We start from the raw sequence: 22,215 nt of genomic DNA on the forward strand, positions 1-22,215 counted from the left end.
ATGGACAGTACCACTCAGGTTTCTGCGCAGCCCGACACGCTGGCCGCCGCGCCGAGCCGCGACAACCCGCCGTTGCTGTCGGTGCAGCGCGTCGACAAGCGCTATCCGAACGGCACGATCGCACTCGAAGACGTACGCCTTGCGATTGCGCCCGGCGAGTTCGTTTCCTTGCTCGGGCCGTCGGGGTGCGGCAAGAGTACCTTGCTGAAGATGTTCGCCGGCATCGAGACACCCACCCATGGTCATGTGCGCTGGTGGGGTCAACCGTTCGAAACGGTGGGGTCGCCGGGCCGGCGCATGTCGATGGTGTTTCAGGAAGCCACGCTGATGCCATGGGCGACGGTGGCCGACAACGTGCGCCTGCCGCTCGATCTCGCTCGCGTGCCGCGCCGCGAGGCCGATGCGCGGGTGGCCGGGGCGCTTGCCGGCGTGGGGCTGGCAAAGTTCGCCAGGGTGTTGCCGCGCGAGTTGTCCGGCGGCATGCAGATGCGCGCGTCGCTGGCCCGCGCGCTCGTCACCGAACCCGACCTGCTGCTGCTCGACGAACCGTTCGGCGCGCTCGACGAGTTCACCCGCAACCGACTCGACAGCGATTTGCGCGCCTTATGGCAGCGGCGCGGCATGACGGTGGTGTTCGTCACGCACAGCATCTACGAAGCGGTGTATCTGTCGAGCCGGGTGGTGGTGATGCAGGCGCGGCCGGGGCGGATCATCACCGAGGTGCCGATCGACGGGCCGCTCGAGCGCGACGACGCCTATCGCGTATCCACGCCGTTTATACAGGATTGCAAAACGTTATCCGATCTGATCGTCGACGCGCATCGGGCATCCCATATGAACGAAGACGCGGAGGTGCAATCATGACAGGCGACGTGCTTCGGGCTCATTCCACGCGGCGCGCCAAAACCCTGCGCGATACCCAGCGCACGCCGCTGCTGCAACGGCCGGGCATGGCGAAAGCCATGGCTCCGTGGCTGGTCGGCGTTGTTTTTCTTGCGATCTGGCAGGGCTGGTGCGTGCTGTTCAAGGTGCCGTCGTACCTCGTGCCGGCGCCCAGTGCGATTCTAGGGCAGTTGATTCAGGACGCCCCGTTGTTATTCGGCAGCCTGCTGGAAACGTTGAAGATCACGCTGCTGGCGTTCGCGCTGGCCACGGTGCTGGGTGTGATCATTGCCTTGCTGTTCGTGCAGAGTCCGTTGATCGAGGCCAGCCTGTTTCCCTATGCGATCCTGTTGCAGGTGACGCCGGTTGTCGCCATTGCACCGCTGATCATCATCTGGGTGAAGGACATGACGGCTGCGCTGGTGCTGTGCGCCACACTGGTGGCGCTGTTTCCGATCATCTCGAACACGGCGCTCGGTTTGCGCAGCGTGAATCCGGGGCTCATCAACCTGTTCCGGATCAATCATGCGACGCGTTGGCAGACCCTCGTGCGACTGCGGATTCCCAGCGCGCTGCCGTATTTTTTCGGCGGCTTGCGGATTTCCAGCGGGCTCTCGCTGATCGGCGCGGTGGTGGCGGAGTTTGTCGCGGGCACCGGCGGCAGCGGCGCGGGCCTTGCCTATCAGATCCTGCAGGCGGGTTTCCAGTTGAACATTCCGCGGCTCTTTGCGGCCTTGCTGTTGATTACCGTCACCGGTGTCGTGCTGTTCGGCATCACCGTGTGGGTGTCGCGCATCGGCTTGCGCGGCTGGCATGACAGCCAGTTGTGATTGGCCGGCTGTGGTCTTCGTAGCAGGGCCGCGGCGGCGGAACGCAATCGGGTAGCCGCCCTCGTTTTCCGTGACTCAACTCAAGTCAACTCAAGCGCAATCTCAAGCTCAAGCATATGTCCATGCCGATCCAGACACACGAGACCCACGCAGACCGCACTACCGTTCTGATCCGCAACGCAGCCGCCATCATGACGGGCGGCCGCGGCGATGCGGACGACCCCGCACGCGTCAGCGGCCCCGATATCCGTCTTGCCGGCGACACCATCGAGGCGATTGGCGCCCTGAGCCCGCGTCCCGGAGAAACGATCGTCGACGCCACCGACTGCGTGATCTATCCGGCGTGGGTCAACACCCATCATCACCTGTTCCAGTCGCTGCTCAAAGGCGATACGGCGGGTCTCGACGCGTCGTTGACGCCGTGGCTCGCGGCGACACCGTATCGCTTTCGCGCGCTATTCGACGAGCAGCGCTTTCGCCTCGCCGCGCGCATTGGGCTGATCGAACTCGCGCGCTCGGGCTGCGCGACGGTCGCGGATCACAACTACGTCTACTACCCGAACATGCCGTTCGACAGTTCGGCGATCCTGTTCGAAGAGGCCGACAAACTTGGTCTGCGTTTCGTGCTGCTGCGCGGCGGCGCGACGCAAACGCGCCAGCTCGAAGCCGATTTGCCCACCGCGTTACGCCCGGAAACGCTGGAGGCTTTCGTGGCCGATATCGAACGTCTCGCTGCCGCTTATCACGACGCCGGGCCGCGTGCGATGCGGCGCGTGGTGATGGCGCCCACCACCGTGCTGTATTCGATCTCGCCGGCGCAGATGCGCGAAACCGCGGCGGTCGCGCGGCGTTTGGGATTGCGCCTGCACAGTCATTTGTCGGAGACGGTCGGCTATCAGGACAGCGCGCACGAGTTGTACCGCCGCTCGCCGGTGGCGTTCTGCGGCGAGCACGACTGGCTCGGCGACGATGTCTGGTACGCACATCTCGTGAAGGTCGACGCCGACGAAATCGCGCTGCTCGCCGAAACCGGCACCGGTGTCGCGCATTGCCCGCAAAGCAATGGACGTCTGGGAAGCGGCATCTGCCCGGTGCGCGAGATGGCGGAGGCGGGCGTGCCCATCTCGATCGGCGTCGACGGCGCGGCCTCCAACGAAGCCGCCGACATGATCTCCGAAGTGCACATGACCTGGCTCGCACAACGGGCGCGGCTCGGCATGGCGGCGACGCCGCGCTTTCGCGGCGGCAGCTTCGAAGGCGGCGCGCATGCGGCGAGCGTGGCCGACGTGATTCACTGGGGCACGGCAGGCGGAGCGCAGGTGCTGGGGCTGGCCGAAGTGGGGCGCCTCGCGCCGGGCTATTCCGCCGACCTCGCGATCTACCGGCTCGACGATCCGCGTTACTTCGGGCTGCACGATCCGGCCATCGGTCCGGTGGCCTCGGGCGGCAGGCCGAAGCTGGCGGCGCTGTTCTCGGCGGGACGGCGTGTCGTCAGCGACGATCGGATCGACGGCGTGGATCTCGCCGAACTGGGCCGCGAGGCGCGGGCAGCGGTGAAGGCCTTGCTTGCCGAGGTTGACGGCTGAGGCGCCCGAGCCGCTTCGCTTCAGGCAAACGCGGGGTGACGCTCAGACCCGTCAAACGCGCTTCGTTCGGGCTTGAGCGGATACGCAGGTGACAGCCCTCACGGGGAGCGCCCCTGGGTTCGCGCGAGCAGCCACGCGACGCCCGCCAGCAGCGTGGCGCTGACGAGTCCGGCGAGCAGCACGGTCATCGCGGCATAGTCGTTGCCGGCGGCCAGGTACCGCTCGCTGGTCGTGTATACCAGCGTGAGCGGTTCGCCGCCGAAGCGCAGCGTCTCGGCCCTGCGCACGACGGGGGACGAGTCGAAGGCCGCATCGCTGGCCGCCTCCGACGTATAGAGCGACGTAGAAGGGGCGCCCGCGAAGACCTGCAGGTCGACACCCCATTGATGGGCCATGCCGCGCTCGAACAGACGCCGCGGGTCTACCACGGCCACCAGCACGCCGGCGACCCGGGTTGGCGCGTCGTCGAGCGTGGCGGACGCGGGCGTGGTGGAGTCCGCGGGGGACGGGCCGCCTGATGGGCCGCCATACACCGGCAGATACAGCTCGAAATGCGGGTGAGCGGGCTGCTGCATGGTGCTCGCCTGCGCGGCGCGGGCATCGAGTGTCAGTTCACCGGTGTCGAGGGCACGCATCAGGGCCGCACGGCGCGTGGGGTCGCGGCCCAGATCGTAGCCGGCGGCCGGCGCGCCGGCCCGCACCGGCGTCATCAGCGTGACGGGGGCGAACGGCTGCGCTTGCTGCCCGGTGGCGATGGCTGCGCCGCCGGGCGCCGTCGCACCGGGTCCGAGTTCGGCATAGCCGAGCGCCCGCACGATGGACAGCGTGTCGTCCATATCGAGCCGTGTCACGTACTGTCGCCAGGCCTCCGGCGTCACCGTGGGCGACACCACGAACACGCCGCTGGCGCTGCGCAGCACATACTCGCAAGTCGCGAGTTCCTGTTGCAGATCGCTGGTGATATGGGCCGTGCGCTGCTCGAACTGGCTGCGCGCGGTTTGCAACGATTGTTCGCGCACCAGCCACCACGTGCCGAGCGCCGTCGCGAGAATGACGACAAAAGTGCCGGCGGCGGCAAAGGCGGGTTGCCGGATCAACGTGATGATACGCATACGCAGGGTCGACATGTCGTGGCCTGGCGTATCGCCGTTTCCGGTCGTACGCAGCTTGCTTGTTCGAAGACATGCACCCGCCCGAACTGCCGGGCGCGATGCGGATGGGAGGCGCGTGCGCCGTCGAAGCGCCGCTGACCGCGGTGATCGCGCGGACCGCAGCGGGGCACACCGGCGTGATTGTGCATGGGTCGCACGGATCGTGCCAGTCCGGTTCAACACCAGGCACGACACGCTGACGGCACGTTTGCGGCGGAGTCGTATAGAGTAATAAGGCAGCCGGATCTGAACGCCATGCCGTCCTCACCTTTTATGGGGCTGTCTTTCACATGAAATACAAGGACTATTACGCGACCCTCGGGTTGGAGCGCGGCGCAACCGAGGACGACATCAAGCGCGCCTATCGCAAGCTCGCCCGCAAGTATCACCCCGACGTCACCAAGGAAGCGGACGGCGAGGAGCGTTTCAAGGAAGTGGGCGAAGCGTACGAGGTGCTGAAAGACCCGGAGAAGCGGGCGGCCTACGACCGGATGGGCAGCGAGTGGCAGAACGGCCAGGAATTCCAGCCACCGCCGAACTGGGACGAGGGTTTCGAGTTCAGGGGCGCGGGCCACGAAGCGGCGGGCGAGGCCAATCTCGACGATTTCTTTGAAGCCATGTTCGGCCATGCGCGCGCAGCCCAGCAACGGCAGGCGGCGGCCGCGATGGCCGGCCAGGATCACCACGCCAAGGTGTTGATCGATCTGGAAGAGGCCTACCGCGGCGCGCAGCGCTCCATTTCGCTGCAGATGCCGGTACTCGACGCGCAGGGGCACGTGACGCTGCAATCGCGCACGCTGGACGTCGCCATCCCCAAGGGCATCCGCGCGGGCCAGCACCTGCGGCTCAACGGCCAGGGCGGTCCCGCGATGGGCGACGCGCCGCCCGGCGACCTGTATCTGGAGATCGCATTTCGCGAACATCCGCGTTTTCGCGTGGACGGCCGCGATGTCTCGCTCGACTTGCCGGTTGCCCCCTGGGAAGCCGCGCTCGGCGCCCAGATCAAGGTGCCCACGCCCGACGGTTCCGTCGAAATGACGGTGCCCAAGGGTTCGCAAGGCGGCCGGCGCTTGCGCCTCAAGGGCAAAGGCATTCCGGGAACGACTCCCGGCGATCTGTATGTAATCCTGACCATCGTCTTGCCGCCGGCCGATACCGAGCGCGCTGCCGCCGCATATGACGTGATGCGGCAAGCGTTCAACTTCGACCCACGTGCGCATTTTTATGGATGACCGCTCATCATGAAAGAGTCCGTGACGACTTATCTGGAAGGCCAGATTGTCAATGAAGAGATGGAGTTCACGCTTGTCGAGTTGTGCCAGGCAAGCGGCGCGTCGCAAGACGAGGTGACCTTGTGGGTTGCCGAAGGTGCCTTTACGCCGCGCGGGGAGGAACCGCAGGAGTGGCGTTTTAGTGGCGCATCGCTGCGCCGCGTGCGCACGGCGCGACGCCTCGCGCACGATCTCGAGATCAATCCGCCGGGCATTGCCCTGGTGCTCGATCTGCTGGACGAGATCGATGCGCTGCGCGCCCATCCGAGGCGCGCGCGGAGCACTTGAATCAGGCGCCGTCCGGATTTAACAATTGTCCCGCTCAGCCGCTCCAGGCAAGCCGCAGCGGGTGATCGGGCAAACCTGCAAATAGGCCCTTTCTCCCGCTCTTTTCTGCGGATCGAAATCCGCCCGTCCCCCCAATAATCCGTCCTGTGTGATGAGGTGAAGGTCGCTTCACGCTTCGTCACGCGACGAATCATACGGGGAGAATCAATGAGAACCAGCATGCTCTGCGCGGCAGCCGCCATGACGGCGCTTGTCGCCGGCATACCCGCGCACGCCGAACTCGGCGCTGCGCCGACCTGGCCGGCGAGCACGGCGGGCCGGGCGACGAGACTGGTCCAGCACGTCAGTTCGGCCGAGGTGCCGTACGTCGTCAACGAAACCACGCTGAATGGCGGCACCGTGGTGCGCGAATACCTTGCGCAGAGCGGAACGGTGTTCGCGGTGGTCTGGCGCGGCCCGCAGATGGCGCCGCTCAACACCTTGCTCGGCAGTTACTTTCCCGCCTATCTGCAGGGCGTGAGTGCCTTGCACGCGGCTCAGGGCGGCGGCCACGGGCCCGCTAACGTGCAGCAGCCCGGCTTGATCGTTCAGACGGGCGGCCATATGGGCAATTTCGCCGGCCGGGCGTATTTGCCGGCCTCGCTCCCGCAGGGCACCAGCCCCGACGACTTGCAATGAACAGGATCAACATGACCCGAACCATGGCCTGGGCGTTCGTCGCGGCGCTCATTACCGTTTTTGCCGCGTGCGGAGGCGGTGGCGGCGGTTCTTCGTCGGCCTCGCCGACGGGCAATTCGACCAACACGTCTACGTCTACCAGCAACACGCCTGTGACGACCAACACGCTCAGTTCGGCTAACCCCACCGCGAGCCCGACTTCGAGCACGGCGGCCAATACGGTGCCGGTGGTGGTCGCCGCCACCCAGTTCAACCGCGCCAATTCTCCGTTGACCAGCGTGACCGTGTGTGCGGCGGGCAGCCAGGCAAGCTCGCACTGCACGACCATCGACAATGTGCTGGTCGACACCGAATCGTTCGGCTTGCGCCTGTTTGCTTCGGCGATTCCGGCGTCCACACTCAACGCGTTGACGGCGCAAACGCAGACACCGGGCGGCGCCACGATTGCCGAATGCGCCATCTTCGGCAGCGGCTACGCGTGGGGCACCGTGCGCAACGCCGACATCAGGATGGCGGACGAAGTGGGGCAGAACGTACCGATCCAGGTGATGGCCGACACGGCGCTCACGGCGTCCGCGCCGGGCGACTGCCAGGTGCAGCCGGCCCTCGACACCCCGAGCGACCTGGGGGCGAACGGCATTCTCGGGGTGGGCGTGGCGCCGCAGGACTGCGGCAGCCAATGCGTGAGCAATAGCCCGGCAGGTTTTTACTATGCCTGCAGCGGCTCGACCTGCAGCGTCGCCAATCAGGCGCTCGCTGCACAGGTGGGCAATCCGGTCCAGTACTTCGCGACCGACAACAACGGCGTGGTGCTGGAGATGCAGCCGGTCGCCTCGACGGGGGCGTCGTCGGCGCTCGGCACACTGGTCTTCGGTATCGATACCCAGGCCAACAACGCGCTCGCGGGGAGCGGGGCGACCGTGCTGCAGACCAGTTCGAGCGGCGACTTCGACGCGACGTACAACGGCGTCACGTATAGCGGCAACTCCTACTTCGACTCGGGTTCGAGCGCGCTGTTTTTCGCGGACTCGACCATCGTGGCGAACGGCCTCAAGTACTACGTGCCCAGCACGACGCTGGCACGTTCCGTCTCGATTGCCATCAACAATCTGGCGACGGTGACCATCGATTTCAACGTGGCCAATGCGAACACGCTGTTTGCTTCGGGTAACTACGCGTTCAACGATATGGCGTCCTACATGACCGGCATCTTCGATATGGGCATGCCGTTCTTCTACGGGCGTCACGTGTATTACGGCATCTCGGGTGCGGCGTCGTCGGGCGGCGGCGCTGGGCCGTACGTCGCGTTCACGTCGAGCTGACGGGAGCGCAGGGTGGGGTGTGCGCGCCACGCAGGCGGCGCGCATCGCTCAACGCATTGCCAGCGCGTTCGCGAGCTTCGCTTGCGGCCGCGCCACGTGATAACCCTGCACGTAGACCTCCGGGCGTTGCCTGAGCCAGGTTAGCTGCGCCTCGCTTTCTACGCCCTCCACGACGACCCGCATATCCAGCTTGTCGAGCAGATCGAGCAGCCCTGTGATCACCACACAATCGCGCGCCGACCCCGGCACGCGAGCCATGAAGCCGCGCGCCAGCTTGACGGTATCGATCTGGGCCACGCCTAGCATCGCCAGCGGCGAATAACCCGACCCGAAGTCGTTGAGCGCGAGCCGCACGCCGAGCTGGCGCAGCGAGCGCGTGAACTCCTGCGTCGACAATAGCGTCGACGCATCTTCTGCTGCGACCAGTTCGAGTTCGAGCAGTAACGGGTCGACGCCGTGACGGCGCGTCGTGTCGCGAATGGTGGCGACGAGCGCTTCGTCGAGCAACTGCGACGGCTGGATATTGATCGCCGCGGCGGGCAAGCTCTGGCCGGCTCGCCGCATCTCGCCGAGTTGCAGGCAGACCGATTCCAGCATGAACGCCGTGACCTCGCGCGCGGTTTCCCGATCGTCGAAGGCGGACACGAAGCACTCGGGCAGCAGCAGACCGTACTCGGGATGCTGCCAGCGCAGCAGGCATTCCACGTTGAGCAGCTTGAGGGTTTGCGCGTGGACGACCGGCTGGAAGGCGACGCCGAATTCGCCCGCCTTCAAGCCTTTGCGAATCCGCTGCGCAAGCGTTTCGTCGCGGCTCGCCGACGCCGCCGCTTCGCGCATGGCGCCCGAGTTCGTCAGTTTTAATGCGGCATTTCCGATGCGATTCACGGCGCCTTCCTTTTCGATGTGAGCGATAAGCCTCCGACTTCACACTCGGCGGTCTGCGGGTCTGGCCGGTCGCGAGGACGACGCGGCGCTTTTACGGGTTTAAGGATAGAGCGGTGCGTTGCGGGAGACTGTCAAGAATAGACAGCTTGAAAGCCTGAATCTCTAAATACTGTCAGATCGAGCGATTTATATGGGGCGCATTGAGCGTGTCGTAGAGGGAATTTTACATGTTTAAAGAAAATTTGACGTCTCTTGAATATTTGCTGTTGTAACGGTTTTGGGTGGTCGGCAATGTGCGGAAGCGCACGCTACGCGTTTTGTCAGATTAATGTGATGATTATAAAATGACTGTAAATAAAACAACCGTATAAAACAGTATTCCGTTCGACAGCACGGCGACATATTCAGGTATCGCAATTTCTGGGATTGACTCATCCACCGCAGCGTTCTGTCCTCAGCCATGCTGCGGTGGGGTTCCAGGCGATCCATTTCATGCCGCTGCCGATGCGCTATAACCCACGAAAATCGGCTTTATTCTGCATCGGCTTAATCTTTATTATCCCGGAATTCGCCGTTTCTGCCTCGATTTGACAATTCCTGACAAACCCTGTCGGGTTAATTTGCATTGCTTGTCATTCTTTGAAAAGCGAAACCCATAGAATCCGGCCTATCCCATTTTTGCGCGTCGGGGTTCGGTTTTTAAAGGCCAGATAATTTCGTCTGCTAATGCCAGAAGGTCGGTTGGTGTCGCGCGTTACCTGAGAGGGCTTTGTCAATCATGAACAAGTCGTACAGAACCATTTGGAATGAGGCACTGGGTGCGTGGGTCGCCGCATCGGAAATTTCATCTGCGCGCGGCAAACCGAACAAATCTTCCGTGGCGAAGGCCATTGCCGTGGTCGTGCTGGCCGCGAGCGCGGGGGTGAATGTGGCCGAGGCGCAGTACGCCGTGGGGAACGGCACCGCGACGGGCGCGCAGGCGATCGCCATCGGCGGCTCGAGCGGCAGCACCACGACGGCCTCCGGGACGACGTCGATTGCGATCGGCGCCAATGCGAGCGCCTCGGGCAATTATTCGCAGGCCTTCGGGCAGGCGACGACGGCAACAGGCGCGAGCGCGATTGCGATGGGCTCGGGGGCCAAGGCGACCAGCCTGGGTTCGACCGCGGTCGGTAACGACACGACGGCGTCCGGCAGCAGCTCGGTCGCCATCGGCGGCGGCAACAGCAGCGGCACCGGCGGCTCGGCCGCGCTGGCGGCCAACTCGGTTGCGATCGGCCGCTTTTCGGTGGCGCAGAGCGCGGCGACTTCGGGCGTGGCGATCGGCTATGCCGCGACGGTTTCGTCAACGGGCGCCGTGGCATTGGGCCAGTCCGCGACGGCGGCCGGCGCTTCCTCGATCGCATTGGGGCAGAGCGCGATTGCTTCGGCGACCCAGGCGACCGCGCTTGGCTACAACTCGAACGCGGCGCAGCAGGCGGTAGCGGTCGGTAACGGCGCCAGCGCGACGGCGACTTTCTCCGCCGCCGTGGGCGGCAACGGCACGATCGCCAACGCTTCGGAGGCCTCAGCTTTCGGCGATGCGGCGACTGCCTCAGGCGTGGCCGCCACCGCACTCGGCACGTACGCGTCGGCTACCGGCGCGAGCGCGACGGCGATCGGCACGACTTCGACCGCGACGGGAACCGGGGCCACGGCGATCGGCACGTATGCCACGGCAAGCGCCAACAATTCAAGCGCGATCGGCGATGGCGCCACGGCAAGCGCGGTTTCGTCCGGCGCGATTGGCTATAACTCGATTGCTGCGGGCAACAACTCGCTCGCCCTCGGTGCTGGCAGCAGCGCCAGCTACGCCAATAGCGTGGCGCTTGGCGCCGGCAGCGTGACGGGTGCGGCTGCGCCGACGGGTACCGGCTACCTGACGGGCAGCGCGGCGCCGCTTTCGGAAGTGTCGGTGGGCAGCCCGACCGCGTTGCGGCGGATCACCAACGTCGCTGACGGTTCGGCGCCCCAGGACGCCGTCACGGTATCGCAGTTGAGCACCGGCATGAGCACCACGGCGAGCAACATCGCCAGTCTGTCGACTTCGACGTCGACGGGATTGAGCACGGTGACGAGCAGCGTGGCGTCGCTGTCGACTTCGACGTCCACCGGGATCAGTACCGCGCAGAGCGGCGTGAACTCGTTGTCGACGGGGTTGAATACGACCAATAGCAATGTGACGGCATTGTCGACTTCGACGTCGACCGGATTGAGCACGGCGGTGAGCCGTGACGCCAGTCTGTCGACCGGGTTGAATACGACCAACAGCACGGTGAGCGCATTGTCGACCTCCGCGTCGACCGGCATCAGCACGGCGCAAAGCGGTGTAGGTTCGCTGTCGACCGGGTTGAACGCGACCAACAGCAATGTGGCATCGTTGTCCACGGGCCTGAGCACGACGACCAGCAGCATCAGCTCGCTGTCGACCGGCCTCGGCACGACCAACAGCAGCCTCACTTCGCTGTCGACCTCGACCTCGACGGGCCTCGCGACGGCGAACAGCGGCATCGCCAGCCTGTCGACCGGCGTCAGCACGGTTCAAACCAATGTCAACGCACTGGGCACCAGCACGGCCTCGGCGTTGGGCGGCGGATCGACGTACAACGCGTCGACCGGCGCAATCAGCGCGCCGTCTTACACGACGTATAACGCGAACGGCACGACCAGCACGGTCAATAACGTGGGCGCGGCGCTGAACAACATCGACAGCCAGGGTATCAAGTACTTCCACGCCAACTCGACGCTGGCGGATTCGCGGGCGCTGGGAGCGAACAGCGTCGCGATCGGCCCGAACGCCGTCGCCAACAACGCAGGCGATGTCGCGCTGGGCAATGGTTCGGTGACGGCGAGCGCGAATCCGACCAGCAGCGCCACGGTCGGTTCGACGACCCTCAGCGGCTTCGCAGGCGCTACTCCGAGCAGCGTCGTGAGCGTGGGCGCAGTGGGCGCCGAGCGGCAAATCACGAACGTCGCTGCAGGGCGGATCACGGCCACCAGCACGGATGCGGTGAACGGCAGCGAGTTGTACGCCGTGGCGAGCCAGGTTAATTCCGTGGGCAATTCGGTGAGTTCGTTGTCGACGGGGTTGAGTTCGCTTTCGACGTCTACGTCGACGGGTATCAGTACGGCGCAGAGTGGTGTGGCTTCGTTGTCCACGGGTTTGAGCACAACGAACAGCAGCGTGGCTTCGTTGTCGACTTCGACGTCGACGGGTATCAGTACGGCGCAAAGCGGCGTGGGTTCGCTCTCGACCGGCTTGAGCACGACCAACAGCGGCCTGGCTTCGTTGTCGACTTCGACGTCGACCGGCATCAGCACAGCTCAAAGCGGCGTGACGTCGCTCTCGACGGGCTTGAGCACCACGAACAGCAACGTCGCCTCGCTGTCGTCGGGACTCAGCACGACCAACAGCAATGTGACCTCGCTGTCGACCTCGACCTCGACTGGCATCAGCACGGCGCAAAGCGGCGTGACGTCGCTGTCCACGGGGCTGAGCACGACGAACAGCAGCGTAGCTTCGCTGTCGACCTCAACCTCGACCGGCATCAGCACGGCCCAAAGCAGCGTTGCGTCGCTGTCCACCACGACATCGACGAGCGTCAGTTCCTTGTCGACCGGTGTGAGCACGGCGCAAAGCGGCGTTGCGTCGCTCTCGACGGGTCTGAGCACGACGAACAGCAATGTGACTTCGCTTTCGACTTCGACCTCGACAGGTATCAGCACGGCGCAAAGCGGCGTGACCTCACTGTCCACTGGCCTGAGCACGACCAACAGCGGCGTCGCTTCGCTGTCGACTTCGACCTCGACGGGTATCAGCACAGCTCAAAGCGGCGTGACGTCGCTGTCCACAGGCCTGAGCACGACGAACAGCAGCGTAGCCTCGCTGTCGACGTCAACCTCGACCGGCATCAGCACGGCCCAAAGCGGCGTGACCTCACTGTCGACTGGCCTCAGCACGACCAACAGCAGCGTAGCCTCGCTCTCGACCTCGACCTCGACGGGTATCAGCACAGCCCAAAGTGGCGTGACCTCACTGTCCACTGGCCTGAGCACCACGAACAGCAGCGTAGCCTCGCTTTCTACGTCAACCTCGACGGGCATCAGCACAGCGCAAAGCGGTGTGACCTCGCTGTCCACTGGCCTGAGCACGACCAACAGCAGCGTCGCCTCGCTCTCGACCTCAACCTCGACGGGCCTGAGTTCCTTGTCCACCGGCGTCAGCACGACCAACAGCACGGTAGCGAGCCTGTCCACCTCGACCTCGACCGGGCTGAACTCCCTGTCCACCGGCGTGAGCACGACGAACAGCACGGTAGCCAGCCTCTCCACCTCAACCTCGACGGGCATCGGCTCGCTGTCCACAGGCGTGAACTCGCTGTCGACGGGTCTCAGTACAACTAACAGCTCGGTAGCGAGTCTCTCGACGTCAACCTCGACAGGTATCAACTCGCTGTCGACAGGCCTCTCCACCACCAACAGCAATGTCGCCTCGCTGTCGACGGGGGTAGCCAACTCGGTCCAGTACGACGACGCGAGCCATACGAAGGTCACGCTGGGCGGAGCCGGTTCGACCACCCCGGTGACGCTGACCAACGTCGCCAACGGGGTGAACCCGACCGACGCCGTCAACTTCGGACAACTGACCTCGCTGTCCACCACAACGTCGACGAGCATCAGTTCGCTTTCGACCGGCGTGAGCACGGCGCAGAGCGGAGTAGCGTCACTGTCGACCGGTCTCACCACGACGAACAGCAACGTCGCGTCGCTGTCCACGGGGCTGAACACGACCAACAGTAACGTGACCTCGCTGTCGACGGGGCTGAACACAACGAACAGCAACGTCGCCTCGCTGTCGACCGGTTTGAACACGACGAACAGCAACGTCGCTTCGCTGTCGACAGGCCTGACCACGACCAACAGCAACGTCGCCTCGCTGTCCACCGGCCTCACGACGGCCACCAGCAGCGTGACCGCGTTGTCGACGGGCATTGCCAACGGCACCGTCGGCCTCGTGCAGCAGGTGGGCGGCGCGCCGGGCAACGGCGCGATTACGGTGGGGGCCAACACCGGCGGCACCAGCGTCGACTTTACCGGCACGGCGGGCGCACGCCAGCTCACCGGTGTCGCGGCCGGCACCGCGCCGACCGACGCCGTCAACGTCAGCCAGTTGCAGGCGGTGGCCTCGGTGGCCAGCGACGCGGTGCTGTACGACAACGCCTCGCACACCAGCGTGACGCTCGGCGGCGTCGGCGCCACCTCGGCGGTCGCGCTGACCAATATCGCGGCAGGCGCAATCACGGCGACCAGCACGGATGCGATCAACGGCAGCCAGTTGTTTGCGCTCGAAACGCAGATGGGGACGCTCGGCAGCCAGCTCACGCAGCTCTCGCAAACCACGACGACCAACACCGGCGCGTCGAACTCGAAGTACGTCGCAGTGAATTCGACCGGTAACGCCGCAAGCGCTACGGGCACGGAATCGGTAGCGGTGGGCGGCAATTCGACCGCGAGTTCGAGCAACACCGTAGCAGTGGGGTCGGGCGCGCAGGCAACCGGCTCCAGTTCGTCCGCGGTGGGCGCCAATGCGGTTGCGTCCGCACCGAACTCGGTGGCGATCGGCGCGGGCTCGGTGGCGAGCGAGGCGAACTCGGTGTCGGTGGGCTCGCCCGGCAATGAGCGGACCATCACCAACGTGGCGCCGGGCGTCAACCCGACCGATGCGGTAAACGTTGCGCAACTGCAGGGTGTTCAGCAGAATATCAACGACGTGGCCCGCGCGGCGTATTCGGGCGTGGCCATGGCCGGTGCGCTGGCCGGCTTGCCCCAGGTGGAACAGGGCAAGACCTTCCAGATCGCCGCTGGGGTGGGCAACTACGCGGGATACAGCGCAATCGCCATCGGCGCCAGTGCGCGGGTCACGCAAAACACCATTGTCAAGGTAGGGGCCAGCGCCACGGATGGGGCTCACGTGCTGGTCAACGCCGGTGTCGGGTATTCCTGGTAACGCAGTCTGGGGTCGATATGCGCATTGGCATCTCCGTCATCACCCATACCGGTCAGAACATCTGGCAGAACGGCCTGGGGCAGAACGTCGTCTTTCTGGCGGAGCTGTTTCAACGTCTGCCGTTTGTGGAGTCGGTGCTGCTGATCGACGTCGGCGACCAGGGCGCGATGCCCGCCCAGGTCGATCTGGCCTCGCGCAACCTGCGGCTGATGCGGGCGCACGAGGCCAGCGACGAGGTGGACGTGATCGTCGAAATGGGCGGTGCGCTCGACATCGAATGGCTCGACCTCATGCGCGCGCGCGGCAAAAAGGTGGTGTTCTATTGCTGCGGCCAGCCGTATGTCGGCCTCGCCGAACCGGCGATCTTCACGAAGCCCACGCATGCACCGCGGCCCGACCGCTGCGACGAGGTGTGGTACCTGCCGAAAGACGCCGCCTTCGCGCCGATGATGCGCCTGCTGCACCGCTGCGACGTGCACGAGGCGCCGTTCATCTGGCATCCTCAGTTTATCCAGCAGCGCATCCAGGAGGTCGAGGTGCTCGGCATGCGCTACGGTTTCGCGGTGCATGAGACGCCGGCCGACGGCGCCCGCCGCGGCCTGCGCGTGGCGATTTTCGAGCCGAACATTTCGGTCGTGAAGACCTCGAGCATTCCGATGCTGGTCTGCGACGAAGCCTACCGGGCCGACGCCGGCTCGGTGCACGCAATGCACGTGCTCAACACCTTGCACCTCAAAGATCACCCCACCATGCTGTACTTCGCCAATGCGCTGGACCTGGTGCGCCAGCATAAGGCCACCTTTCACGGCCGGCACGATATCGTCGGCTTCATGGTGCAGCATGCCGACGCCATCGTTTCGCATCAATGGCAGAACGAACAGAACTACAGCTACCTCGATGCGCTTTACGGTGACTATCCGCTGATCCACAACTCGCCGTGGCTCAAGGAAGCCGGCTACTACTATCACGGCTTCGACGCGCGTGAAGGGGCGGCGCAATTGCAGCGCGCAGCGGTGGATCATGCGAGCGGCCTCGACGATTACCGGACCCGCTCGCAACGCGTGTTCGCTGTGGTGGATCCGTTCAGTCAGCGCAATCTCGACGCTTATGCGGCCCGGCTCCTGCATCTGTGCCGCGACGCGCACTTCGCCAACACCGCGAGCCGCCCATGAACCTTGAACGAACCCCGCCATACCCGTCGGGCCAGCCGCGCAAGCTGCGCGTGGGTGTCTCGATCTACGTGCGCAAGGGCGAGCAATCGGTATGGGAGAACGGCATTTACCAGAACTGCATTTTCCTGGTGATGCTGCTAATGCGCTCGCCGCTCGTCGAAGCCACCTATCTGGTAGCGGGCGGCGGCGATGGGCGCCCGGAGGATGCGCGCAATTTTCTGGCCGATTCGCCGGTCCCGCTCATCGACATGGAAGCGGCGGCCACGACGCTCGACGTGATGATCGAGATGAGCGCGCAACTCGACCGCGAATGGGTGGTGGCGTTCCGCGAGCGCGGCGGCAAGATCGTCTCGATGCGGGTGGGCAACGATTACGTGATCGACATCGAGCGCATGATCTTCGATCAGTCGCATGGCCTGCTGATCACGGCCGCCCCGTATCACGAGGTCTGGACGCTGGCCGAGTACGAGCCTACCTGTGTGCCGTATTACGCGAGTACGTTCCGCTGTCCGGTGCGCGTGATGCCGCATCTGTGGAGCCCGCTGGTGCTCGAGCGCGAAGCGGCACGTTTGCCGGAAGGACTCAGCTTCGGCTACCGGCCGGGGCGGCGGCGCTGGCGCGCGGGCATCTTCGAACCCAATATCTGCATGGTGAAGACGAGCTTCGTGCCGTTGCTGTCCTGCGAGGCGGCGCATCGCGCCAATCCCGACCTGCTCGAACACGTGTGGGCGTACAACACCTTCCACCTGAAGGAACACGTGAGCTTCAACGGCTTCGCGCGCAGTCTGGACATCGTGAAGCACGGCCTGACCTCGTTCGAGGGACGCTTTCCGTTTTGCCGGGTGGTGGCTGGGGATGTCGACGCGGTCGTCAGCCATCATTGGGAAAACGCGCAGAACTATGTGTACTACGAAGCGCTATACGGCGGTTACCCGCTGATCCACAACTCGCATCTGATCGGCGAGTGCGGATATCGCTATCACGATTTCGATTGCGAGGAGGGCGGGCGTGCCCTGCAGCGGGCGTTCGCCGGGCACGACACGCATCTCGATGCCTACCGTCGCACCGCCAACGCGTTCCTGCGCGGACTCGATCCTGAGAATGAGGACAACGTGCGGATCTATAGCGATGCGCTTGCTGCGCTCTATGCGCCCGCCTAGGCACATAAAGGCACGCGCCGGCATGCCAGCGCGTGCCTGCTCCTTTCGTGTGGCGATGCCGAGCCTGCATGCCACGCCGATGTTCAACGTCCTGGCCTTCCACTGCATCATGAAACCACGTCTTTCGCTTAGCCGGCTTGTTCAACTGATCTACCCGTTAGCGTTGCGAACGCTAGCGGCCGCCTGCGTCATGGTGGGCTGCACGAACCTGGCCGCCGCGGAGCAGGGCACCTCGGCCGACGAACTGCTGAACGACGCGGGCCAGGTCCTGCAGCAACTCGACACGGACCGCTTCGCCGCGCTCTGGCAAGATGCGGCGCCGTTCGTCAAGGCGAGCGTGTCGGCGGACAAGTTCGCGAGCCAGATGCAGCAGGCGCGCCAGTCGGTGGGCAGCGTGTCGCGCCGCGGCTGGGCTTCGGTCACGCGCATCCAGTACAACGGCGCCAAAGGTGTGCCTGACGGCCTGTATGCGAACGTCGATTACGCCACCACCGTGACAAGCGGCCGGACCCTGTTCGAGTTGGTGAGCTTCCGGCTGGGCGAGGACGGCCATTGGCATTTAACCGGCTACGCGGCGCGCTCCACCCAGGACGCGGCAGCCACACAGACACAAATCGCCAAGCCATGAACGGACTGCGCGTCGGAATCACGATCGGGCTGCACCATGAAGCGGAAACGCTCTGGAATAACGGCATCAAGCAGAACGCCGCCTTTCTGGCGGAGGCGTTGCGGCATTGTCCGCAGGTGGCGCGGGTCGTCCTCGTGAACACCACGGCTGTGGCTGTCACGGATGCGCTGCCGTGGGACAGGGATCGCTATCCGACGCTGTCGTTCGATGCTGCCAAAGACGACCTCGATGTGCTGATCGAACTCGGCGGCCAGATCGACGCCGCGCAGACGGCATATCTGAAGCAGCTTAACGTTCGGCTCGTGTCGTATTGCTGCGGCTTCGAGTATGTCCACGCAATGGAGGCGGTGCTGTTCCGCAAGCCGATGTGGGGCGAGGCGCTGTTCGTCAATCAGCGTTACGACGATATCTGGATCATTCCGCAGGTCGCCCCTATCAGCCAATCGTACTTCGAGGTATTGCGCCGTCGACCCGGCCGCGTGGTGCCGTTTGTCTGGAGTCCGATGTTTCTGGACGAGCGCGTCAAGGGTTTGCCGAACGCAGGCGAATACAGGGCGCACGAAGGCGCGCGGCGCCTGAGCGTGATGGAGCCCAATCTCAACGTGGTGAAGTTCTGCCTGTATCCGGCGTTGATTGCCGAGCTGGCCTACCGCCGGCGTCCCGAGCGGATTGCGCTGCTGCAGGTCACGAACGCCGAGCAGATCGCAAAAGAGAGCGTCGACTTCATCGCCTTGATGAACCAGCTCGATATCGTCCGCGATCACAAGGCGGTTTTCCTCGGCCGGCATGAAACGCCGGTATTTCTCGCTGAAAACACCGATATCGTCATCTCGCACCAGCTCGAGAATCCGCTGAATTACTTCTACCTCGAAGTTTGCTGGCAGGGTTATCCGTTGATCCACAATGCGTCGCTCTGCCGCGATCTGGGTTATTACTACCAGGGCAACGATGCGGACGAAGGCGCGCGGCGCGTGCTTGAAGCGCTGGAAACGCACGATGCTCACGCATCCTGGTACCGTCAGGAACAGCGCAACCTGATCGCCCGCTATCTGCCGGATAACCGGCAACTGGTGGCGACGTATGCCGCGCTGCTCGACGATCTGCTGGCGCGGCCGGTTTGCTAGCCGGCGAGCAGAGCCGCCAGGATCGATGACCACAATGCGCGCGCCGTCCACTCCGTTCCTGCGTATTCAACGGCGCCTCGAACAAGGCGACCTGGTAAGCGCGGCGCGCGAGATCGACGCCTGGATGACCTTGCAGCCACCCGACGCCGGTGCCTTGACCGCCTGCGCGCACTTGCTGAGGCTGCGAGGCCGTTACGACGAAGCGCGCGCCGCGCTTGAACGGTCTCTGATAATCGCCCCTGAATTCGCGCCGACGCTGGTCGAGATGGCTCGCCTCGCCTATCGCGAAGGCCAGCTACAACAGGCGCACGAGTGGTACGAGCGCGCCTTCCGGGCCGCACCAGATGCCACAGTCTGGCTCGACGCGTGGATCGAACTGCTGCTGCAACTCAACCTTCTTCCGCGCGCAATCGAGGTCGCCACGGCCTGGTGTGCCACACAACCGGACTCGTCACGGACGTGGTTTCTGCTGGGACTCGCGCACCACAAAAGCCGTTCGTGGACCGCGGCGCTGGAGGCGTACCACCGCGCGCTCGCGCTCGATCCCGGTCTGTCGATGCTGCATAGCAATCTCTCGGCGCTGCACTATCAGTTAAAGGACGATCGCCTCGCGCTTGGCTTCGCGAAGCAGGCGGTGCAACGGGATGCGGACAATTACCTCGCGTGGGCCAATCAAAGCAATGCCTGGCTGCGACTGCACGAACCGGAACATGCGCTGATCGCGGCAGAGCGCGCCTGCGCACTGGCGCCGGACTACTTCGTCGGCCAGCAGGCACGCAGCAATGCCCTCAAGGAACTGCAACGCTGGGATGACGCGATGGCGGCCATCGTCAGGGCCGCACAGGCGGCGCCCAGCGAACCCAAAGTGAAATGGGCCGTGGCGATGCTGCAGTTATTGCACGGCGACTATGCCAACGGCTTCGTGAATCACGAGGCGAGATGGGCGGGCTCACCCGAGCTGGAGAGCGCCGTCTATCTGAGTCCCGACACGCAGTGGCAGGGTCAGGATCTGCGCGGCAAGACGTTGCTCATCTGGGGCGAACAGGGATTCGGCGACGCGATCCAGTTCATGCGCTTTATCCCGGCGATCGCCGCCATGGTCCAGCGAGCCGGCGGTACGCTGATCGTCTGCTGCTTCCGGAAACTCTTGCCGCTGTTTGAACGCAGCCTGGCGGCGCTTGCGATTCCCGTCGTGCCGCACGATGCGCCTGAATTACCTCGATTCGATTTCGATCTGGCGATCGGCAGCTTGCCGCTGGCGCTAGGTGTGACGCTCGAGACGCTGCCTGCGCCGCCGCGTTACCTCGAAGCCGACCCTGCGCGAGCCGCGCGCTGGCAGATGCGGCTCGCGGCATCGCCGCAGGGCGGCGCGCTCAAGGTGGGGATAGTGTGGAGCGGCAGTCGCACGCATCAGCGCAACCCACTGCGCGCGGTGGCGCCTTCGTTGTATGCGCAAGCATTGCGTGCGATTCCCGGAGCCGCTTTCTACAGCCTGCAGATCGACGGCACCGGGGACCTGAAGGAGATGTCCGCGCACGGCTTGCCTGTGATCGACCACACCGCTTCGCTAGACTCGTTCGACGAGTCCGCAGCGCTGATCCGCAATCTGGATCTGGTGATTACGGTCTGCACGTCGGTCGCGCATCTGTCGGGTGCGCTGGGCGTGCGGACCTGGCTGCTGCTGGACGTCAATCCGCACTGGATCTGGATGCGCGAGCGGCGCGACAGCCCGTGGTATCCATCGTTGACGCTCTACCGGCAACAGCACTATCGCGACTGGTCCACGGTCTTGCAGCAGGTGAGGGCGGATCTGCTCGCGCTCGCTGCGCGAAGCCTGCCCGCTTGAGCCATGCCAAACGGCGTTTTTGTTTAGAATCCGGTAATCGACAGCACGCGCGGGATTGTCCAGCGCCATTCGTGGCCGGCTTGACCCTGTGCGGCGCGTCGAATGCACGGTCGCGCCTGCTCCACGAATCCCATGCAGGTCGCCGGGACAGACCGGAGTCAAGCCAGCGGCGATGGTATTCCACAGGAGCGGTATGGTGTGGCATTTCCCGACAGCTATTCCGCCAGCGCTGTGTGCGTGGGCGGTTTTCATGAGCGTGCTGATCACGCAGCTCGGCGCACCCGTGCCGGCTGCGCCGATGCTGGTGCTCGCGGGCACCATGGCCGCGGTGGGCCAGGTCTCGTACTCCAGCGTGTTTATCGCCGCGGTCTGCGCAACCTTGCTCGCCGACACGCTCTGGTTCACTACCGGTCGTCTGCGCGGCCGGCGCATGTTGAATTCGCTGGTGCGCTTCTCCTTGTCGTTCGATGCCACGGTGCGGACCACTCGCAATCTGTTCGAACGCCATGGCGCGCCGATTCTCGCGGTGTCCAAATTCGTCCCCGGGCTCGGCCTGATTGCCGCGCCCTTGCTCGGCACCACCAGCATCGATCCGCGCATTTTCCTCGCGTGGGACCTGCTGGGCGCGTCGCTATGGGCCGGCGCCTGGCTGCTGGGCGGCGCCGCGCTGCACGACTGGATCGCGCAAGCCATGCTGCTGGTGCGGCACAACGGCGGCACGATCTTCGATCTGTTCGCCGTGCTGGCGGTGCTGTTCGTTGCTTATCGCTGGGTGCGGCGCGTGCAGTTTCGCCGCTGGCTCGCGAAGATCCGCATTAGCCCCGAGCAACTCGACGAACTGATGAAGTCGGATGCGCCGCCGCTCATCTTCGATGCGCGGCCGCCGGAAGTGCGCGCGAAGGAAGCGTATCGGATTCCGGGGGCGCGGGCGCTCGACCTGGAGTCGCCCGAGCAACTGGATCCGCAACTGCTGCAGCGCCCGATCGTCGTGTACTGCGTCTGTCCCAACGAAGCGACCGCCAAGCGGATCGTGGCCCAGCTTCACGGCAAGAATATTCATCACGTGCAGGCGCTCAAGGGTGGCCTCGACGCATGGGAGCGGCGCGGCTATCCTGTCGAGCCGCTATCAGCGGATTTCCATGCGCAGCACGACGAGGAAGGCGATTTCGATGCGGTGCTGGATAACGAATACACGGTACGGGCCCGCTTCTCGAAGTAGCCGTTCACAAACCGCGCTACCTATGTCACTATGCACGACATGAATCCACGTAACGTCCCGAACCGGTCGCATCATCATCACGGCAGCAGTCCGTTGCGCCGTGGTTCGTTACGTCTCATCGCACTGA

Annotated in this window: 16 protein-coding genes and 1 pseudogene; 15 read left to right on the forward strand and 2 right to left on the reverse strand. The window is 64.6% G+C overall.

Translation table 11 applies throughout. The features are described from left to right. The 3 genes from P3T42_RS00800 (at nt 1) to P3T42_RS00810 (ending at nt 3,298) form a co-directional block, all read left to right on the forward strand. Nucleotides 1-864 carry an ABC transporter ATP-binding protein gene (locus P3T42_RS00800; RefSeq protein ID WP_429304891.1) on the forward strand — a complete coding sequence of 288 codons (864 nt, stop codon included), beginning with the start codon at nt 1-3 and terminating at the stop codon, nt 862-864. Between the two features lie 86 nt (nt 865-950). Next, nucleotides 951-1,712 (forward strand): ABC transporter permease, encoded by a 762-nt coding sequence (locus P3T42_RS00805; RefSeq protein WP_074301646.1) that lies wholly within the window; start codon nt 951-953, stop codon nt 1,710-1,712. A gap of 122 nt (nt 1,713-1,834) precedes the next feature. Continuing rightward, a complete protein-coding gene (locus tag P3T42_RS00810) occupies nt 1,835-3,298 on the forward strand; it encodes an amidohydrolase family protein (protein ID WP_429304892.1) in 1,464 nt (487 codons plus the stop codon). A 98-nt stretch (nt 3,299-3,396) separates the two neighbouring features. On the opposite strand, the gene P3T42_RS00815 is transcribed toward P3T42_RS00810, so the two are convergent. Beyond that, nucleotides 3,397-4,425, reverse strand: a complete 1,029-nt coding sequence (locus P3T42_RS00815; protein ID WP_429304893.1) for a CHASE domain-containing protein — start codon at nt 4,423-4,425, stop codon at nt 3,397-3,399. A gap of 314 nt (nt 4,426-4,739) precedes the next feature. Between P3T42_RS00815 and P3T42_RS00820 the strand changes: the two genes are divergently transcribed. The 4 genes from P3T42_RS00820 to P3T42_RS00835 all read left to right on the forward strand — a co-directional run bounded on the left by P3T42_RS00820 (nt 4,740) and on the right by P3T42_RS00835 (nt 8,008). After that, complete coding sequence (locus P3T42_RS00820; protein ID WP_429304894.1) at nt 4,740-5,681, forward strand: DnaJ C-terminal domain-containing protein; 942 nt, start codon at nt 4,740-4,742, stop codon at nt 5,679-5,681. Between the two features lie 9 nt (nt 5,682-5,690). After that, nucleotides 5,691-6,008, forward strand: a complete 318-nt coding sequence (locus P3T42_RS00825; protein WP_074299342.1) for a chaperone modulator CbpM — start codon at nt 5,691-5,693, stop codon at nt 6,006-6,008. Between the two features lie 207 nt (nt 6,009-6,215). After that, nucleotides 6,216-6,686 (forward strand): DUF2844 domain-containing protein, encoded by a 471-nt coding sequence (locus P3T42_RS00830; RefSeq protein ID WP_074299340.1) that lies wholly within the window; start codon nt 6,216-6,218, stop codon nt 6,684-6,686. 11 nt (nt 6,687-6,697) lie between these two features. Next, nucleotides 6,698-8,008, forward strand: coding sequence for a DUF3443 family protein (locus P3T42_RS00835; RefSeq protein ID WP_429304895.1), 1,311 nt, complete (start codon nt 6,698-6,700; stop codon nt 8,006-8,008). Between the two features lie 48 nt (nt 8,009-8,056). On the opposite strand, the gene P3T42_RS00840 is transcribed toward P3T42_RS00835, so the two are convergent. Continuing rightward, nucleotides 8,057-8,893 (reverse strand): EAL domain-containing protein, encoded by an 837-nt coding sequence (locus tag P3T42_RS00840; protein ID WP_074299337.1) that lies wholly within the window; start codon nt 8,891-8,893, stop codon nt 8,057-8,059. A gap of 778 nt (nt 8,894-9,671) precedes the next feature. Between P3T42_RS00840 and P3T42_RS00845 the strand changes: the two are divergent. The 8 genes and pseudogenes from P3T42_RS00845 to P3T42_RS00880 all read left to right on the forward strand — a co-directional run. Continuing rightward, nucleotides 9,672-9,755: pseudogene (locus P3T42_RS00845) on the forward strand (ESPR domain-containing protein); the annotation flags it as partial. 15 nt (nt 9,756-9,770) lie between these two features. After that, a complete protein-coding gene (locus P3T42_RS00850) occupies nt 9,771-14,939 on the forward strand; it encodes a YadA-like family protein (protein ID WP_429305240.1) in 5,169 nt (1,722 codons plus the stop codon). A gap of 17 nt (nt 14,940-14,956) precedes the next feature. Further along, a complete protein-coding gene (locus P3T42_RS00855) occupies nt 14,957-16,111 on the forward strand; it encodes a DUF2827 domain-containing protein (protein ID WP_429304896.1) in 1,155 nt (384 codons plus the stop codon). Then, on the forward strand, nt 16,108-17,271 hold the full coding sequence (locus P3T42_RS00860; protein WP_074299333.1) for a DUF2827 domain-containing protein: 1,164 nt from the start codon (nt 16,108-16,110) through the stop codon (nt 17,269-17,271). Before P3T42_RS00855 ends, P3T42_RS00860 begins: the two co-directional genes overlap by 4 nt. Nucleotides 17,272-17,461: 190 nt before the next feature. Continuing rightward, nucleotides 17,462-17,899, forward strand: a complete 438-nt coding sequence (locus P3T42_RS00865; RefSeq protein WP_143788541.1) for a DUF4019 domain-containing protein — start codon at nt 17,462-17,464, stop codon at nt 17,897-17,899. Further along, nucleotides 17,896-19,023 carry a DUF2827 domain-containing protein gene (locus P3T42_RS00870; RefSeq protein WP_429304897.1) on the forward strand — a complete coding sequence of 376 codons (1,128 nt, stop codon included), beginning with the start codon at nt 17,896-17,898 and terminating at the stop codon, nt 19,021-19,023. Before P3T42_RS00865 ends, P3T42_RS00870 begins: the two co-directional genes overlap by 4 nt. Before the next feature lie 25 nt (nt 19,024-19,048). Then, nucleotides 19,049-20,869 (forward strand): tetratricopeptide repeat protein, encoded by a 1,821-nt coding sequence (locus P3T42_RS00875; protein ID WP_429304898.1) that lies wholly within the window; start codon nt 19,049-19,051, stop codon nt 20,867-20,869. A gap of 196 nt (nt 20,870-21,065) precedes the next feature. Further along, on the forward strand, nt 21,066-22,088 hold the full coding sequence (locus P3T42_RS00880) for a VTT domain-containing protein (protein ID WP_074301643.1): 1,023 nt from the start codon (nt 21,066-21,068) through the stop codon (nt 22,086-22,088). The last annotated feature ends 127 nt before the right edge of the window (nt 22,089-22,215 follow it).

Source organism: Paraburkholderia sp. GAS38 (assembly GCF_050434965.1).
Classification (GTDB): domain Bacteria; phylum Pseudomonadota; class Gammaproteobacteria; order Burkholderiales; family Burkholderiaceae; genus Paraburkholderia; species Paraburkholderia phenazinium_A.